This is a genomic window from Bradyrhizobium sp. HKCCYLRH1034, from assembly GCF_051168375.1.
Classification (GTDB): Bacteria; Pseudomonadota; Alphaproteobacteria; order Rhizobiales; family Xanthobacteraceae; genus Bradyrhizobium.
In genome coordinates, this window is the sequence record NZ_JBNPUW010000004.1 from 1 (window position 1) to 16,581 (window position 16,581).

The 16,581-nt window shown below is 66.9% G+C and carries 13 protein-coding genes; 11 read left to right on the top strand and 2 right to left on the bottom strand.

What is annotated here, in order from left to right:
* Nucleotides 1-312 precede the first annotated feature (312 nt).
* On the bottom strand, nt 313-2,688 hold the full coding sequence (locus ACQR0W_RS10255) for a xanthine dehydrogenase family protein molybdopterin-binding subunit (protein WP_316186891.1): 2,376 nt from the start codon (nt 2,686-2,688) through the stop codon (nt 313-315).
* A gap of 200 nt (nt 2,689-2,888) precedes the next feature.
* Here ACQR0W_RS10255 and ACQR0W_RS10260 point away from each other — a divergent pair, with 200 nt between their 5' ends.
* From ACQR0W_RS10260 to ACQR0W_RS10310, 11 genes are all read left to right on the top strand, one after another.
* Nucleotides 2,889-3,962, top strand: a complete 1,074-nt coding sequence (locus ACQR0W_RS10260) for a Ppx/GppA phosphatase family protein (protein ID WP_316170338.1) — start codon at nt 2,889-2,891, stop codon at nt 3,960-3,962.
* 231 nt (nt 3,963-4,193) lie between these two features.
* A complete protein-coding gene (locus ACQR0W_RS10265) occupies nt 4,194-4,889 on the top strand; it encodes an RlmE family RNA methyltransferase (RefSeq protein WP_315714424.1) in 696 nt (231 codons plus the stop codon).
* A 102-nt stretch (nt 4,890-4,991) separates the two neighbouring features.
* The gene (locus ACQR0W_RS10270) at nt 4,992-5,270 is read left to right on the top strand and encodes a DUF3551 domain-containing protein (RefSeq protein WP_315714423.1); all 279 of its coding nucleotides are present in this window, start codon (nt 4,992-4,994) and stop codon (nt 5,268-5,270) included.
* A gap of 81 nt (nt 5,271-5,351) precedes the next feature.
* Nucleotides 5,352-5,711: a hypothetical protein gene (locus tag ACQR0W_RS10275; protein WP_315714422.1), complete on the top strand. Its 360-nt coding sequence runs from the start codon at nt 5,352-5,354 to the stop codon at nt 5,709-5,711.
* A gap of 165 nt (nt 5,712-5,876) precedes the next feature.
* Nucleotides 5,877-6,845 (top strand): Bug family tripartite tricarboxylate transporter substrate binding protein, encoded by a 969-nt coding sequence (locus ACQR0W_RS10280; RefSeq protein WP_315714421.1) that lies wholly within the window; start codon nt 5,877-5,879, stop codon nt 6,843-6,845.
* On the top strand, nt 6,842-7,336 hold the full coding sequence (locus tag ACQR0W_RS10285) for a tripartite tricarboxylate transporter TctB family protein (protein WP_315714420.1): 495 nt from the start codon (nt 6,842-6,844) through the stop codon (nt 7,334-7,336). Before ACQR0W_RS10280 ends, ACQR0W_RS10285 begins: the two co-directional genes overlap by 4 nt.
* A complete protein-coding gene (locus tag ACQR0W_RS10290; RefSeq protein WP_316170339.1) occupies nt 7,336-8,835 on the top strand; it encodes a tripartite tricarboxylate transporter permease in 1,500 nt (499 codons plus the stop codon). The genes ACQR0W_RS10285 and ACQR0W_RS10290 overlap by 1 nt, the downstream gene beginning before the upstream one ends.
* Nucleotides 8,836-9,031: 196 nt before the next feature.
* Nucleotides 9,032-10,507: an HlyD family secretion protein gene (locus ACQR0W_RS10295; RefSeq protein WP_316170340.1), complete on the top strand. Its 1,476-nt coding sequence runs from the start codon at nt 9,032-9,034 to the stop codon at nt 10,505-10,507.
* Nucleotides 10,508-10,518: 11 nt separating this feature from the next.
* Nucleotides 10,519-11,721, top strand: a complete 1,203-nt coding sequence (locus ACQR0W_RS10300) for a hypothetical protein (RefSeq protein WP_410051232.1) — start codon at nt 10,519-10,521, stop codon at nt 11,719-11,721.
* Nucleotides 11,721-13,697, top strand: coding sequence for a glycosyltransferase family 2 protein (locus tag ACQR0W_RS10305; RefSeq protein WP_316170342.1), 1,977 nt, complete (start codon nt 11,721-11,723; stop codon nt 13,695-13,697). Before ACQR0W_RS10300 ends, ACQR0W_RS10305 begins: the two co-directional genes overlap by 1 nt.
* A gap of 324 nt (nt 13,698-14,021) precedes the next feature.
* Entirely contained in the window at nt 14,022-15,080 is a 1,059-nt protein-coding gene (locus tag ACQR0W_RS10310; RefSeq protein ID WP_316170343.1) for an acyltransferase family protein, read from the top strand.
* Here the strand turns inward: ACQR0W_RS10310 and ACQR0W_RS10315 are convergent.
* Nucleotides 15,065-16,489 (bottom strand): O-antigen ligase domain-containing protein, encoded by a 1,425-nt coding sequence (locus tag ACQR0W_RS10315; protein WP_316170344.1) that lies wholly within the window; start codon nt 16,487-16,489, stop codon nt 15,065-15,067. The two genes, ACQR0W_RS10310 and ACQR0W_RS10315, sit on opposite strands and share 16 nt — an antisense overlap.
* Between the last annotated feature and the right edge of the window lie 92 nt (nt 16,490-16,581).

Genomic DNA, 16,581 nt, shown 5'->3' on the forward strand with positions numbered 1-16,581 from the left:
CCCAAAACTGTCAACTATGTCCCCGAACAGGTGTAAGCTATGTCTCCGGGCTGAACAGCAGCGAAGCAATCCAGAGTGTTGCCGTGGAGGCAGTCTGGATTGCTTCGCTACGCCGCTACGCTCGCAATGACGTGGAGAGGGCCCCACGGCCCGATCGACAGTCCGTAGCCCGGATGCGCGCACGCCGGCGCCCAGCGGGTGCAGGCGGGAGCGACATCCGGGTTCACCGACACAGCCCGTGAGACCCCGCATGCGGGCTACGGGCTTTTCGTTTGGCAATGAGATGTTTTCGCCTCATCGCGAGCGAAGCAGCTACGCCGCGGTCCTCGCCTTGCCGTCCTGGATCGCGCGCCAGAGCTTTTCGGTGGTCAGCGGCATATCGAGATGCTTCACGCCGTAGTCGGACAGTGCGTCGATCACCGCGTTGATCACGGATGCCATCGAGCCGGCGCAGCCGGCTTCGCCGCAGCCCTTGGTGCCGAGCGGGTTGGACTTCGCCGGCACCGGATGGTTGTCGACCGTCATCATCGGCACGTCGGAGGCGCGCGGCAGCGCGTAGTCCATCAGAGATCCCGTGATCGGCTGGCCGCTCTCGTCGTAGCGCAGATGCTCCATCAGCGCCTGGCCGATGCCCTGGGCGACGCCACCATGGAGCTGGCCCGCGACGATCATCGGGTTGATCACCGTGCCGAAATCGTTGATCGCGGTGTAGGCCACGATCTGCGCGACGCCGGTGTCCGGTTCGATCTCGACCTCGCAGACATGACAACCATTGGGGAACGTCGATTCCGTGACTGTCGAGTTGTGGTCGACGTCGAGCGAGGCTGGCACGCCGTCGGGCATCTTGCCCTCGCGCAGGCGGCGCGCCAGCTCCATGATGTCGATGCTGCGATCGGTGCCGGCGATGGTGAACTGGCCGCCTGCGAACTCGATGTCGGCTTCCGAGGCTTCGAGCAGATGCGCGGCGGCCTGCTTGCCCTTGGCAATGACGAGCTGTGAGGACTCGACGATGGCCTGGCCGGTCGCGGTGATCGAGCGCGAGCCGCCGGTGCCGTTGCCGAACCGCACGAGATCGGAATCGCTCTGCTCCAGCCTGATCTTCTCGAACGGCACGCCGAGTTGCGCCGACAAGACCTGCGAGAACGGAGTCGCGTGGCCTTGGCCGTAGTCCAGCGTGCCGGTCGTCAGGGTCACGCCGCCATCGGCGTCGAAGGTGATCTTGCCGAGCTCGCCCGAGGGCGGCGCGGTCACTTCGAGATAAGAGCCGACCGCGATGCCGCGCAGCTTGCCGTTCTTGCGGCTCTCGCGCTTGCGCTTGGCGAAGCCGGCGTAGTCGGAGACCTGCAGTGCCTTCTCGAACACCGCGGCGAAGTCGCCGGAGTCGTAGGTGACGCCCGACGCCGCCGGGAACGGCATCTGGCTCGGCTTGATGAAGTTGCGCTTGCGGATGGTGAGACGGTCGATGCCCATCTCGCGCGCGGCGGTGTCGATCAAGCGCTCCATGAAGTAGTTGGCCTCGGGACGGCCGGCGCCGCGATAGGCGCCCATCAGGGTGACGTTGGTCAGCACGGTCTTGATATCGACGCCGAGCAGCGGCGTCTTGTAGACGCTGGCGAGGTTCTTGCCGGTGTTGAGCGACAGCGGCAGCGGTGCGACGCCCATGATGTAGGCGCCGAGATTGCCGTAGCCGGACAGTCTCACAGCGAGGAACCGGCCGTCGGCGTCGAGCGCCAGCTCGCCATGGATGATCTGATCGCGGCCCTGGCTGTCGGACAGGAAGGCGGTGGTGCGCTCGTCGCGCCATTTCACGGGGCGGCCCAGCTGTTTGGCGGCGTGCAGGATGCAGACATATTCGGGATAGGAGACGTTCTTCATCCCGAAGGAGCCACCGACATTGGTGGTGAGGATGCGGACCTTGTCCGGCGCGACGTTCAGAATCTTCGCCAGCGTCGCCTTGTTGCCGGACACGCCCTGGGTCGGCACCTGCAAGGTGAAGCGCTCGGTCTTGCCGTCGAACGCCGCGAGCGCGACGCGCGGCTCCATCGACACCACGGCGACGCGGGTGTTGACGATGTCGAGCTTGGTGACGTGCGCGGCCTTGGCGAAGGCCTCTTCGATCTTGGCCGTGTCGCCGTAATGATAATCGAGCGCGACGTTGTTGGGGATATGGTCATAGAGCTGCGGCGCGCCGGGCTTGGCGGCTTCCTCGGCATTGGTGACCGCGGGCAGGGGCTCGATATCGAGCTCGACCGCCTCGGCCGCGTCGCGGGCCTGGGCCGCGGTCTCCGCGACTACGAACGCAATGGGGTCGCCGACGAAGCGGACCTTGTCGGTGGCGAGCGCCGGCCGGTTGGTCTGCAGCAGCGGCGAGCCGTCCCGGCCCTTCAGCGGCAGGCCGCAGGTGAACGGACCATAATTGGCTCCGGCGAGGTCGGCGCCGGTCCACACCCCGAGCACGCCGGGCATCGCCTTTGCGGCCGCAGTATCAATGCCCTTGATGATGCCGTGGGCGTGGCTGGAGCGCACGATCCAGGCATGGGCCTGGCCGGGCAGGTTGAAATCGTCGGTATATTTGCCGTGACCGCGCACCAGCGTGTCGTCCTCCTTGCGCCGGACCGGCTGCCCGACGCCGAATTTCTGCAGCGCGATCGCGTTTTCGAGGGAGGCCGGGGAGGTGTGATCTTGCATGGATGAGGACCCAAGGGGCTGAATTGGTCGCAAATGCGGGCTGTTCCCAGATAGTGCAGCGCCCGCGGCCGGACAACGGTTGATTAGGAATGGTGCATCACGCCTGACGGAGGGGCTGTTGCGCCGGCGCTATCCACTGATAATGTCTCACGAAAGAGAACTTCCATCTGGGCCGGTTCGGCCAGCGGAAAGACATTTGAATGATCAATGACACGCGGCTGCGGGAGAGTTCCGCGCCGCGCGGGAACTTGGAGCCCGGCTTGCGTCCGGGTCTGGACGTCGCGACGCCTTCCTGCGCCAGCAATGGCAGCAGCGTCTACGCGGCCCTGGACCTCGGAACCAACAATTGCCGGCTCCTGATCGCCTGTCCTTCGGGCGACAGTTTCCGCGTGGTCGACTCCTTCTCGCGCATTGTCCGGCTGGGCGAGGGCATCTCGACCACCGGCTGCATCAGCGACGCGGCGATGGATCGGGCCATCGCGGCGCTCAGCATCTGCCGGGACAAGATCCAGTCGAAGAAGGCCAGGCGCCTGCGGCTGATCGCGACCGAGGCCTGCCGCGCTGCGGCCAATGCCGAGGGGTTCCGCAGCCGGGTTGCGGCGGAGACCGGCATCGAGCTCGAGGTGATCGACCGCGAGACCGAGGCGGCACTGGCCGTCAAGGGCTGCGCGCCGCTGCTCGATCCCGGCGGGCGAGGGGCGATCCTGTTCGACATCGGCGGCGGCTCCAGCGAGTTGGTCCGGATCGAGCGCGATGCGGGCGACCGCAACGCCGAGCCGCGGATCAAGGCATGGATGTCGATCCCGCTCGGGGTCGTGACGCTGGCCGAACGGTTCGGCGGCCGTGACGTGACGCCGGAGATCTATGCCGCCATGGTCGAGGCCGTGGCCGAGCATGTTGGCCCGTTCGCGGCCGAGAACGGCGGCGATCTCGCCGGCATGCATCTGCTTGGAACCTCCGGCACCGTGACGACGCTGGCGGGCATCCATCTCAACCTCGCGCGCTACGATCGTCGCCGGGTCGATGGCATCTGGATCAACGACGCCGACATCACGACGACGATCGGCAGGCTGCTGGCGATGAGCTACCAGGAGCGCGCCGAGAACAATTGCATCAGCATCGACCGCGCCGATCTCGTGCTGGCGGGCTGCGCCATTCTCGACGCCATCCGCCGGTCCTTTCCGCTGCCGCGGCTGCGCGTCGCCGATCGCGGCCTGCGCGAGGGCATGCTGGTCGAGATGATGCGCGAAGACGGCGCGCTGCGCACGGCGTAGCGACTTCACCCTCCCCTGGAGGGGGAGGGTCGTCTCACATGGAGCGCAATGTGAGACGGGGTGGGGTGAGTTCCACGAGCGGTCTTCGTGCGGCTCACCCCACCCCGATCGCTCGCTTCGCTCCCGATCGACCCTCCCCCTCCAGGGGAGGGTGACCTTTGTAGTTCCGCCAGACCTCGAGCGTGGATGGATTTTCGCCTCCCGCGTCTGGTCACGACGACCGAGAAACACATGGCAAAAGACACCACGGGCCGCATGCATGTGCAGGTCAAGACCGGAGGCAAGCGCAAGCTGTCCTCGAAACTCTGGCTGGAGCGCCAGCTCAACGATCCCTATGTCGCGCAAGCCAAGCGCGACGGCTATCGCTCGCGCGCGGCCTACAAGCTGCTCGAGATCGACGACAAGCATCATCTGCTCAAGCCCGGCATGACGGTGCTCGATCTCGGCGCTGCGCCCGGCGGCTGGAGCCAGATCGCGGCGCGCCGGGTCGGGGCCGAAGCCGGGAAGGGCAGGGTGATCGCGATCGATCTGCTGGAGATGGGCGAGATCCCCGGCGTCACCTTCACCCAGCTCGACTTTCATGCCCAGGATGCGCCCGAAAAGCTCCGCGCGATGCTCGGCGGGCGTGCCGACGTGGTGATGTCGGACATGGCGGCCAACACCACCGGCCACCGCAAGACCGACCAGTTGCGCATCGTCGGTCTCGTCGAACTCGCCGCGCATTTCGCCAGCGAGGTGCTCAAGCCGGGCGGCAGTTTTCTCGCCAAGACGTTCCAGAGCGGCGCCGATGCCGACTTGATGGCGCAGCTCAAGCGCGATTACGCCAGCGTCCGCCACGTCAAGCCGGCGGCGAGCCGGCAGGATTCGTCGGAGCGCTACGTGCTGGCGATGGGTTTTCGCGGCGGAGAGCAGGCCGACCTGTTGTAATGGCGTCATTGCGGCCTTGACGCCCTGGCGATACAGAGCAGGGGCAATCACCGTCTCGGGAATCGGCCTGGGCCGGCGAGACGTCGATTCCGGAGGTCCTGCATGCGTGTCCTCAACTGGAGCGCCCTCGCGCTGGGTTTGGCGGTCGGGTCCGTCCTATCGGGCTCTGCTCACGCCCAAGCCTACGATCCGCGCTATCCCGTGTGCATGAAGGTCTATGAAGGCGGCCGGTTTGGCGGTGGCGAGTGGATCGACTGCAGCTATACGTCGCTGCCGCAATGTCGCGCGACGGCGTCGGGCCGTGCGGCGATGTGCGACCTCAATCCCTTCTACGCCCCGCCGTCGCCTCCGCCGCGCCGCGCGCATCGGCGGCATCGCTGAAACATTTCATGACGGAACGGCCGTTGCCGTGCCGCAATCGAACTGAAGATTCGAGACCCTCGTATCCATCGGGCTGCCGTGATGCCGCATCGTTTCATCGTCGCGATCGTGATGCTTCTGCTGCTGGTGCCCGCGATCGCGTCCGCGGCGCCGTCGCACAAGCGCAAGGCGCACCGTTGGCAGGGCTATGGCTTCCTGCCCGGCTACAAGCAGCCGCCCAACAACAGCCTGCCGCTCTATGCCGACAAGGAGGCCATGCGCAACGGGCCGCGCGGCAGCCGCCGCCATTGGTATATCGACGGTACGCCGAAATACATGCTCTACAACGGCGAGTGGCATTATTTCGGCCAGCCCGGCTTCTATCGCGGCCATTACAATGGCGGCAGCTTCGGCCCGTGCTGGACGCGGACGCCGGTGGGGATGGTCTGGACTTGCGGTTAGGCCGCTCCTCCCACAACCGTCTCGTTCTCCCAAGGCTGCTGCTGCAACGCGGGCGACGGCGCGAGCAATCCCGTCTGGACAGCGGCCGCATTTCCCGCTGAAATGCCGTTCCTCAGAGGCAAAAGAAACGCGAGCCGTTCGTTCGGCCGACCGTGGAGGACCGCTTTGAATTCGTTCTGTACGCGCCTGTTCGGCGCGGTCGTCGCTTTGACTGTGCTTGCCGGTACTCCAGCCTTCGCCCAGCAACTCGAGTTGAAGGTCATGGCGCCGGCCGCGCCCGGCGGCGGCTGGGACCAGACCGCGCGGGCAATGCAGCAGGCCTTCGTGGCGTCGGGCGTGGCACGCAGCGTCCAGGTGACCAACGTCGCCGGCGCCGGCGGCACCGTCGGCATCGCGCAGTTCGTCACCGGCGCCAAGGGCGACGGCAACCAGCTGATGGTCAACGGCTTCGTGATGGTCGGCGCGCTCGCCATGAACAAGTCGCCGGTGACCCTGGAGCAGGTGACGCCGATCGCGCGGCTGACTGAGGAGATCCAGGTCATCGTCGTGCCGGCCGCATCGCCGATCAAGACCGCGCAGGATCTCGCCGCGGCGCTGAAGGCCGACATCGCCAAGGTCACCTTCGCCGGCGGCTCGGCCGGCGGTGTCGATCACGTCATGGCCGCGCTGTTCGCCGGCGCCGTCGGCGCCGATGCCAAGAAGGTCAACTACATCCCGTTCTCAGGCGGCGGCGAGTCGCTGGCGGCGATTCTCGGCGGCAAGGTCACCGCCGGCATTTCCGGCCTGTCCGAGTATGACGGGCAGATCAAGAGCGGCAAGCTGCGCGCGATCGGCATATCCTCGGAGAAGCGCATTCCCGGCGTCGACATCCCGACCTTCAAGGAGCAGGGCATCGATCTCGTGCTCGCCAACTGGCGCTCGGTCGTCGCTGCGCCCGGCATTACGCCGGAGCAGAAAAAGACGCTCAGCGAGGCCGTCGAGAAGATGGTGAAGTCGGATTCCTGGAAGGAGATCCTGAAACAGAAGGGCTGGGATGACGCCTATCTTCCGGGCGACGCCTTCGCCGAGTTCCTGAAAAAGGAGAACGTCCGCGTCACCGACGTGCTGAAGTCGGTCGGCCTCGTCAAGTCATGACGACGGAGCGCGCCGGCACCGAGACACCCGCCTCGGGAGGCGTCGACAAGGCCGGCATCGTCATTGCGGCGCTCCTGGCGGCCGTCGCGCTCGTGCTGGTCTACGACGCCAATCAGATCCCGGCGACCACGATGTACGGCATGGGCCCGCAGGTCATGCCGGTCGTGATCGCGATCGGGCTCGGCATTCTTGCACTGGCCAATCTGATCGATGCCGTCAGAGGCAACCTGCCGCCGCGCGAGAGCTCCGATCCGGTCGCGGTGCTGCTCATTCTTGTCGGACTTGCGCTGCTGATCGCCATCATCGGCTTCGGCGGCGGCTTCATCCTGGCGACGACGGCGCTGTTCGTGACGACGTCGGCGGCGTTCGGCCGGCGCGCCTTCGTCACCGATTTCGTCATCGGTGCCGTGCTGACGACCACGATCTATCTCGCCTTCGACCGCCTCCTGACCTTGAGCCTTCCCGCCGGTCCGCTCGAAAGACTGCTCTGATGGACACCTTTGCCGCGCTCGCGCATGGGATGGCGATCGCCGTCCAGCCCATGAACCTGCTCTATGCGCTGGTCGGCGTGTTCCTCGGAACCGCCGTCGGGGTGCTGCCGGGCATCGGGCCGGCGCTCACGGTCGCCCTGCTGCTGCCGGTCACCTACAAGCTCGATCCCGGCGGTTCGCTGATCATGTTCGCCGGCATCTATTATGGCGGCATGTATGGCGGATCGACCACCGCGATCCTGATCAACACGCCCGGCGAGAGCGCCTCGATGGCGACCGCGCTCGAGGGCAACAAGATGGCCAAGGCCGGCCGCGGTGGCCCGGCGCTGGCGACCGCGGCGATCGGCTCCTTCGTCGCAGGCACCATCGCCACCATCGGTCTCGCCTTCCTGTCACCTTACCTCGTCGACATCGCCGTGCGTTTCGGGCCGGAGGACTACTTCGCGCTGATGTGCGTCGCCTTCGTCACGGTGTCCGCGACCTTCGGCGATTCACCGATCCGCGGCCTCACCAGCCTGTTCATTGGGCTCACGCTCGGCCTCATCGGCATCGACAAGCTCACCGGGCAGGCGCGGCTCGCCTTCGGCGTGCCCGAGCTGCTCGATGGCGTCGAGGTGACGACCTTGGCGGTCGGCCTGTTCGCGGTCGGCGAGGCGCTCTACGTCGCCTCCCGCCGCCACCATAGCGAGGAGAAGATCGAGGCCATCAAGGGCTCGCTGTGGATGACGCGCGAAGACTGGAAGCGGTCGTGGAAGCCGTGGCTGCGCGGCACCATGTTCGGCTTTCCAATCGGCGCGCTGCCGGCGGGCGGGGCGGAGATCCCGACATTCCTGTCCTATTCTGCCGAGCGGCGCCTGACCAAATATCCTGACCAATTCGGCAAAGGCGCGATCGAAGGCGTCGCCGGCCCTGAGGCCGCCAACAACGCCTCTGCCGCGGGCACCTTGGTGCCGCTGCTGACCCTCGGCCTGCCGACGTCGGCGACCGCCGCGATGATGCTCGCCGGCTTCCAGCAATATGGCCTCAATCCGGGACCGCTGCTGTTCGCCGAGCGGCCCGATCTGGTCTGGGGCCTGATCGCGAGCCTGTTCATCGCCAACACGATGCTGCTCGTCCTCAACCTGCCGCTGGTCGGCCTGTGGGTGAAGCTGCTCGCGATCCCGACACCATGGCTCTATGCTGGCATCCTCGTGTTCGCGACCATGGGCACGATCGCGGCAAAACCGTCGGTCGTGGAACTGTCGATGCTGGCCGGCTTCGGCGTGCTCGGCTTCCTGATGCGCCGGTTCGATTTCCCGATCGCGCCCGTCGTGGTCGGGCTCATCCTCGGGCCGATCGCCGAGAGCCAGTTGCGGCGGGCGCTCGCGATCAGCCTTGGGGACCCCATGACCCTGCTGCAGTCGCCGATCTCTGCAACGCTTCTGGTCGTCGCGCTGATTGCTCTGATCGCGCCGTTCATCTTGAAGGGACTCGGACGCTTCAAGGCGAATGAGGATTGAGTGCGGCCGCAAGCGGAAACCGCGCCATCGCACTGCAACATAACGTGACCGGAGGTGAGCGCGGAGATCGGGCGCGGCTTGAAACGATGTGCCCGCGATCTGGTTTGGGTTGAGCCATCGAGACCGGAGCCTGGAACTCCGGATCAGCCGAGGAAGCGTCTTTCGGGGCGTGTCACCCCAAACCGAAAGAGACCTGATGACCGATCGCTTCGATGACGGTTTCAAGCCAGCCCCCGCGCAACGTCCCGCCGCTCCGAAGACCGCAACCCAGCCACCGCGCCACCCCGTGATCCTCAGGGTGTCGGCGCTCGGCGTGGCCGGCATCCTCTCGGCGCTGATGCTGACCGCGGTGGTGCCGCCGATCGTGGCCGACCAGTCCGATCGTGCCGTGGTCGATGCGCCGGTGATGCTGCTGACGTCCCCGATCGCGGGCCAGGTCGATTCGCTCGCCGCCAAGCCGGGTGGCGAGGTTCGGTCCGGCGACCGCCTCGCAGAGATCACCAATCCGCGGCTCGACCGCGCCACGCTCATCTCGCTGGAAGAAAAGGCGGGCGACGCGCGTCAGAAGCTCGACGCCACCCGCGCCAAGCATCAGTCCGACGTCGCTTATGTCAGCTCGCTCGATCGGGAGATCGCGAGCCAAGCCGGTCAGTTGAAGGCGCAGTTGCAGTCCCAGATCGAGGAGCTGCGTGCCCGCGTCGCGCAGTCGAACGCGCAGAGCAGCGAGAAGAAGGCCATCGTCGACCGCCAGAACCGCATGGTCGCGCGCGATGCCGCCAGCGTCGAGATGCTGAAGCCGACCGAGCAGCAATATGCGGCGGCGCTGCACGACACCGATGCGCAGACTGCCAAGCTGAACCAGAAGCTGACGCAGCTGAAGGCGCTCGACGCCGGCGTCTATGTCGGCGAGGATCTGGTCGCGCTGAACATGCTCAGTCAGAAGCGCCGTGACATCGATCTCGATGCAAGGCGGATGGAGATCGAGGAGAAGCAGCAGGCGGCCATGCTCGACGATCTCGAGGGCCTGATCAAGTCGGAGCGCGCCCGGCTGGCGCGGCTCGCTGCCGCGGACGTGCTCTCGCCCGGTCCCGGCAAGGTGCTGGCGGTGGGCGCCGACACCGGACGCCACGTCAGCGCCGGCGATACGATCGCCTCGGTGGTCGATTGTGACAAGCGTTTTGTGGTCGCGATCTTCTCCTATCGCCAGGGCGAAGCGATGAAGCCGGGCATCAAGGTGCGCATCGATGGCGGCGGCTTCCATAGCGGCATCGTCAGCGCGGTGCTGCCGAAGACCAGCGACAAGGTCGACGAGCGCTTTGCCGTGCCATTTCCGCAGACCGAGCGGCGCGAGCTCTATGTCATGATCACGCCTGATGCTGCCGACGAAAAGCCGGCGGCGCAGCCGACCTCCGCGGCGACACCGGCCTGCACGGTGGGGCAGTGGGTCACCGTGACGCGCGACAATGGCATCGTGCCGTCGATGTCGGTGACATGGCGCCGGCTCGGCCACCTCGTTGCGTCGCTGACCGACCTGGACCCGTCTGAGCCGGACGAAGCGACGCGCCGTGCCGGTGTCACCAAGCTCGACTCCGCCTTGCGGTCGCACCCGGCGCAGCAGCCGGTATTGGACGAGCAGTGGCTTCCGACGGCGCGCGCGGTCTCGGCACAATGAGGCTTCTCTCCATGACGATGGCGGTGATCGCTCTGCTCGGCGGCGCATCGCCGATGCGGGCCGAGACTTCGCTCTGTGCGGGACTGGTGCAGGCCGTCGAGCCTGGCCTCGCCGGCCGTGACGCGGCGTTCATTCGCAGCTACGAGCCGGGTGCCGACGAGGAGGAGCTGCCGCTCGGCCTTTCGACGACGGCGTTCACCTATGACAACGCCCTGGCAGCGATCGCGCTTGTCGCATGCGGTCGCATCGACGAGGGTCGCGTGATCGGCAACGCGCTGGTGCATGCCGCCTCCCACGATCGCACCTTCGGCGATGGGCGCCTTCGCAATGCCTATCGCGCCGGTCCTGTCGGCCCCGGGGCGGCGCTGCTGCCGGGCTGGTGGGACGACCAGAAGAAGATCTGGGGCGAGGATGCCGCGCAGGACGGCACCGCGACCGGCAACGTCGCCTGGGCAGCGCTGGCGCTGCTGACGCTGCATCAGGCGACCGGCGAGGAGGGCTACTTGTCCGGCGCGCGGCGCCTGATGGACTGGATCATTGCCAGCGCAACGAACGGAGCGGACGGCTTCAGCGGCGGTTATCACGGTTACGATCCGCAGCAGGTGCGCCTCAGCTGGATGTCGACCGAGCACAATGCCGATGTCTACGCCGTGGCCTCCTGGCTCCATCGTATCACATTGGAGCCGCGCTATCAGGATGCCGCGCAGACGGCGCGCCGCCTGCTCGATCGCACGTTCCGCGGCGATCGCTTCCTGCTCGGCACCAAGCCCGATGGTCGCCTCGCCGACGACAATCTGCTCGCGCTCGACGTGCAGCTCTGGCCGTGGATGGCGGTGACGGATGCGCCCGACTGGCGCAGGGCGCTGCGCTTTGCCGAAACTCATCTTGCCGTCGACGGAGGCTTCGATTTCAACGGCGATCGCGACGGCGTCTGGGTCGAGGGCACCGCGCAGGCGGCGCTGGCCTATCGCATGGTCGGGGATGCCGCTGCCAGCCAGGGGGTGCTAGCAGGATTGCGTGCCGACCGCACGGCAACGGGACTGTTGAACGCGACGCGCAACGCGCGCCTCACCACGGGTCTGTCGATCGACCCGACGGGCGCGACCACCATCCAGGACTTCTTCTACTACAAGCGCCCGCATCTCGGTGCCACCGCCTGGGCCGTGCTCGCCGAGGCCGGCTGGAATCCTTTCACCGGCGCAAGGGTCCCCTGATGTTTCCGCTCCCCAGCAATGACGCCTCGGTGTTGACCACCGATCTCGGAGTCCTGCTCGGGCTCCTCGTGATGGCGCGTCTGCTCGATCCGACGCGCCGGCGCGACCGCCTGCTGTTCGGCGCTACCGCAGCGTCGTTCCTCCTGATCTACACGCTGTGGCGCTGGCACGACACGCTGCCGGTGTTCGACCTGACCCTGCAGGCGCTGTGGCCGCGGCTGTTCACCACGCTCGAGATCGTGGCGATCTCCTACACGCTGATGTCGATTCTGATCTTGACCCGCAGCGTCGACCGCTCGGGACAGGCCGACGCCGCGCAAGCTGCGCTGGCCGCACGGGGCGAGCAGCCGGCCGTGGACGTGTTCATCTGCACCTATGACGAGCCCATGGAGATTGTCGAGCGCTCGATCCTCGCCGCGCTCGCGCTCGACTATCCCAACAAGACCGTCTGGGTGCTCGACGACACCAGGCGCGATCGGCTCCGCGCCTTCTGCGACGAGGTCGGCGCGCGCCATCTGACGCGGCCCGACAACAAGGGCGCCAAGGCCGGCAATCTCAACAACGCGCTTGCGGCGACGGCGCAGCTATCGAACGCGCCGGTGATCCTGGTGCTCGATGCCGACTTCGCCCCGCGCCGTGACTTCCTCCAGCGGACGGTCGGCCTGCTGCTGTCCGAGCCCGATATCGCCGTCGTGCAGACGCCGCAATTCTACTACAACCCCGATCCGATCCAGCACAATCTGCTGGCGTCAAGCCACTGGGTCGACGACCAGCGCTTCTTCTTCGACGTGTTCCAGCCGGCGAAGGACGCCTGGGGCTGCGCGTTCTGTGTCGGCACCTCCTTCGTCGTCCGCCGCGAGCGGCTCATGGAGATCGGCGGCTTCCCGCACGCGGCGATCTCCGAGGATCTCAACCTCACCTACACGCTGCTCAAGCGCGGCCATCGCACGGTCTGGCTGAACGAACCGCTCAGCTTCGGCCTCTCGGCGGAAGGCGTGCCCGAATACATCACCCAGCGCGCCCGCTGGTGCCTCGGCACGATTCAGGTCGCGCTCTTGCGCGATGGTCCGCTGCGCAGCCGCGGCTACAGCTTCACCCAGCGCTGGCACTTCCTGCATGGCGTGCTCAACTGGGCCTGCAAGCCGTTCATGGTGCTGCTTCTGGTCGCGCCGCCGATCTACTGGTTCGCCGGGCTGCCGGCGTTCGAGGCCGACTATCTGTCGTTCCTGCGCTACGGCGTGCCGGCGCTGCTCGGGACGATCATCTACATGGGCTGGATCTCGCGTTCCAAGACCCTGCCGCTGTTCATGGAAGCGACCCATGCAGTGACCTGCTTTGCCGTCACGGCCACCTTGTTCAGCGCGCTGGTCCGGCCGTTCGGCCGCCCCTTCAAGGTGACCGACAAGGGCGGCGACCGCTCCAAGCCGCGCGTCCACGGCAAGCTCGCCGCGATCTTCGGCGCGATCGCCGCGAACTCGGCGGCGGCCATCGTCTGGGCGTTCGTGTCGCCGAATGCAGCCAGCGAGATCTCGTCGATCGACTACTTCAATCTGCTATGGGCCGGCATCGCGATGCTGATCGCCTTCATCGCGTTTCTCGTCTGCTTCGAGCTGCCGCGCGGCGAGGACCTGTTTCCGAGCGGCGAGGCGGGCTGGCTGGCGCAGAGCGGCGAGGTCGTGCCGTGCAAGATCGAGGCGCTGTCGCTGTCGTCGGCCCGCGTGGCCGGTCCACCGCATCATCGCATGACCCGGCCGGGCACCCGATTGCCGCTGCATCTCGACGGCCTCGGATGGCTCGAGGCGTCGGTCGAGGCCGTCTCCAGGACGACCACGCATCTGCGCCTGCAGCCCGACGAAGCGCAACGGCGGCAATTGGTGGTCCGCCTGTTCAGCTCATCCCGCGGCGTCATCACCGATCGCGCCCGCCTGCGCGGTGCGCTGGCAGGGCTGGCGCGACGCGGTTTCGTCGGGCGGTGAGTTGCCGATCGTGCTGTCGGGTAGGCAGAGAGGCCGCCGCAGGCGGCAGCGGGCCCGCCGTCGAACCGCGCACTTGGACGCGAGACGGTGGCACGGCGTTACCTCGAGCTCGCCTCGGAGAAGCATCACGGCAGCGCCATTGCCTCCAGCTCGTGCCATCCGGCAGAGGCTTATCGGTTGGTTAAGACTAACGCGAGAATACCTCCGATGTCCTGGCAGGCGCCGACGGCGCTGCAAAGCCGGCTGCGATATGACTTGGGGCGCTGACTTTGCAGCATCGCGGACCGGACGCGGGCTGCGCGACAGAGGCAGGACAAGTCGGGCATGGATGCTGGAACGCAGAGGGCAACGGCTGACACCGCGCGCACGGCGTGGATCGATTTCGCGCGCGGCCTCGGTGTCATCCTGGTGGTGTACGGTCATGTGCTTGGCGGTCTGGTGCGCCCCGGCATCTTCCCGGATGGAGCCGTCGCGCGCTGGATGGACTACACGCTCTATACGTTCCACATGCCGCTGTTCTTCTTCCTGGCCGGCTTGAACGTGCAGCACAGCTTGCGGCGCGGCGCGCGTCCTTTCCTCACCTCCAAGCTCTGGACCATCGCCTATCCCTACGTGCTGTGGTCGCTGATCCAGGGCGGGATCACGATGCTGCTGGCGCGGGATGCCAACATCCCGATTCATCCCGGCGATCTCGCCGCGATCTGGTATCGTCCGATCGCACAGTTCTGGTTTCTCTACGCGCTGATGATCTGCCACGTGATCGCGGTGCTGGTCCCGTCGCGGACGGTTTTGACCACGCTCGCGCTGGCCGGGCTCGGCGTGTTCCTCGCGCTGCCGATCCGGCCGGACCTCGCGCTCACGCTGCATCATCTGCCGTTCTATGTCGCGGGCGTCTGCGGTGTCAGCGTCGTGGCGGAATGGCGGCCGTCCGGCTGGTCCGCGTTGGCCGTGATCGGGATCGCGTTTGCGGTCGCAGTGGCGCTGGGCGGCCAGCTGTCCGGCATGGACGCCAACGGACTCGCCTCCCTGCCGGCCTGTGTGCTCGGGATCGCCGGCACGGTCGGGCTCTGCAAGCTGCTCGCGCCAACGAGCCATCGCTGGCTTGCGGCCGCAGGCGTCGCGTCGATGACGATCTATGTGCTGCACATCCTTGCCGGCTCGGGCATGCGGATCATCATGCTGAAGCTGCACATCCCGCCATCGCCATGGGTCTATCTGCTGGCCGGAACGGCGGCCGGCGTGGTGCTTCCTCTGATCGCGCATGCCATCCTGCGGCGGCTCAATCTGCTGGCCGTCTTCGGGCTCGCACCGCCGGCCTCCCGCAAGCTCCAGACTGCGGCGATCACGCCGCGCGCTGCAACGTCCGATCAGGCGCCGGCCTGATGCTGCCGAGCGGCGACGGTGCGCCGTGCTCCGTCGGCCATCTGGTCGAGCGGACAGGCCATCGCGACGAGCATCCAGAACAGCGCCGAGACCTCGCCGGAGGAGATGCTGGTCAGCGGCAGCTGAATCAAGAGCGCACTGATGGCGAGCGCCCCGAGCACGGCGCCCTCGCGCGTCGGTATCCGCCACGCGGCGCCGGTGGCGGCGAGCCCAACCCAGACATAGGCCGCGAGGCAGATCAGTCCGACCGGAATGCCCATCGTCACCCAGCTTGCGATGATCTGCCCGTCGATCGGCATCGCGCCGGCGACGCCGACGTCGGTGATGGTGAAGCCCGATCCCAGGACCATGCTGTTCGGCGCATTCCACAGCGTGACGAACTCATCCAGCCGCTCGCTGCCGCTGCTGTCCTGCGACACGCTGCCGAGCGATTCCAGACGGGAGGTGATGACCTCCGCGAACGGCGTGAACATGACGGTGACGATCACCGCGCCGACCAATCCGACCGTGATCGATACGGCCCGACGCCGCGTCGCGGGGAACAACATGCAGAACAGCACGCCCACCGCAAGCGTGATCCAGCTGGTGCGGTAGAGCGACAGCAACAGGCCGAGCGCCGCGGGCGCCATCGCCGCCATTGCCAGCCATCCCGGGCGCAGGAAGCCCACCAGCAGCAGGCCGGTGGCCGTGAAGGTCGCGTAGCTGGCCGGGCCGTTCATCGTGCTGAACACGCGCACCATGTAGGGCAGCGGATAGCCGGCCGAGGTGATGCTGGCATTCACCATCCAGAACCGATCCCAGCCTTGCGGATCGACATATTGCCAGATGCCGTAAAGGCCTGTGACCGGCAGCACCAGCAGGAACACGCGCGTGATTGCATCGAGCAGGGCGCCGTCGGATCGCGCCCGCTGCTGCAGGGCGATCGCATAGAGTACGGGCGCGGCCCATTTCATTCCGCCATTGGCGGCGTTGAACCAGTCGTTCTGGAAGATCGACAGCGCGCCGCCATAGACGATGCAGGCGAGGACGATGAAGGGCGCCACGAGCCAGGGATTGCCCGGCCTGTCCTTGTCCGCGGGCGAAAGCACCAGACTCGGAACTGGCGCGATGATGAACAGCAGCGGGCCGCTCAGCATGACGCCGGACGAATCGAATCCTGCGGAGATGTCGACCAGGCGGCGCACGAAAGGAGCAAAGGCGAACATCAGGATCGCCGACTGCACGTGGGCCGCGGGGCTGCGACGCCACGCGAACCAGCCGGCCACCGCGCAGCCGAGGATGAAGGCTGGTCTGACGATGCCCCCGAGTGCCGGGGCGGCAAGCGCCGTCGCTGCCAGGAGAAGCGCGGACGGCCAACAGTTCATCGCCATCGCCGCGAGCGGCTGCGGATCGATTCGGCTCTCTTTCATGAAGTCGGACTATAATGGAAATCCGGTCTCCTCAGGCATGTTCGAGGCTGGGAGGCAGATGCCCGGCGCCTGAGGCGGCCGTCAGCCGAGGC

Excerpts from the sequence above, each read along its gene's own strand:
- ACQR0W_RS10255 (WP_316186891.1), bottom strand. The coding sequence starts at position 2,688 with ATGCAAGATCACACCTCCCCGGCCTCCCTCGAAAACGCGATCGCGCTG.
- ACQR0W_RS10260 (WP_316170338.1), top strand. The coding sequence starts at position 2,889 with ATGATCAATGACACGCGGCTGCGGGAGAGTTCCGCGCCGCGCGGGAAC.
- ACQR0W_RS10265 (WP_315714424.1), top strand. The coding sequence starts at position 4,194 with ATGGCAAAAGACACCACGGGCCGCATGCATGTGCAGGTCAAGACCGGA.
- ACQR0W_RS10270 (WP_315714423.1), top strand. The coding sequence starts at position 4,992 with ATGCGTGTCCTCAACTGGAGCGCCCTCGCGCTGGGTTTGGCGGTCGGG.
- ACQR0W_RS10275 (WP_315714422.1), top strand. The coding sequence starts at position 5,352 with ATGCCGCATCGTTTCATCGTCGCGATCGTGATGCTTCTGCTGCTGGTG.
- ACQR0W_RS10285 (WP_315714420.1), top strand. The coding sequence starts at position 6,842 with ATGACGACGGAGCGCGCCGGCACCGAGACACCCGCCTCGGGAGGCGTC.
- ACQR0W_RS10290 (WP_316170339.1), top strand. The coding sequence starts at position 7,336 with ATGGACACCTTTGCCGCGCTCGCGCATGGGATGGCGATCGCCGTCCAG.
- ACQR0W_RS10295 (WP_316170340.1), top strand. The coding sequence starts at position 9,032 with ATGACCGATCGCTTCGATGACGGTTTCAAGCCAGCCCCCGCGCAACGT.
- ACQR0W_RS10300 (WP_410051232.1), top strand. The coding sequence starts at position 10,519 with ATGACGATGGCGGTGATCGCTCTGCTCGGCGGCGCATCGCCGATGCGG.
- ACQR0W_RS10305 (WP_316170342.1), top strand. The coding sequence starts at position 11,721 with ATGTTTCCGCTCCCCAGCAATGACGCCTCGGTGTTGACCACCGATCTC.
- ACQR0W_RS10310 (WP_316170343.1), top strand. The coding sequence starts at position 14,022 with ATGGATGCTGGAACGCAGAGGGCAACGGCTGACACCGCGCGCACGGCG.
- ACQR0W_RS10315 (WP_316170344.1), bottom strand. The coding sequence starts at position 16,489 with ATGAAAGAGAGCCGAATCGATCCGCAGCCGCTCGCGGCGATGGCGATG.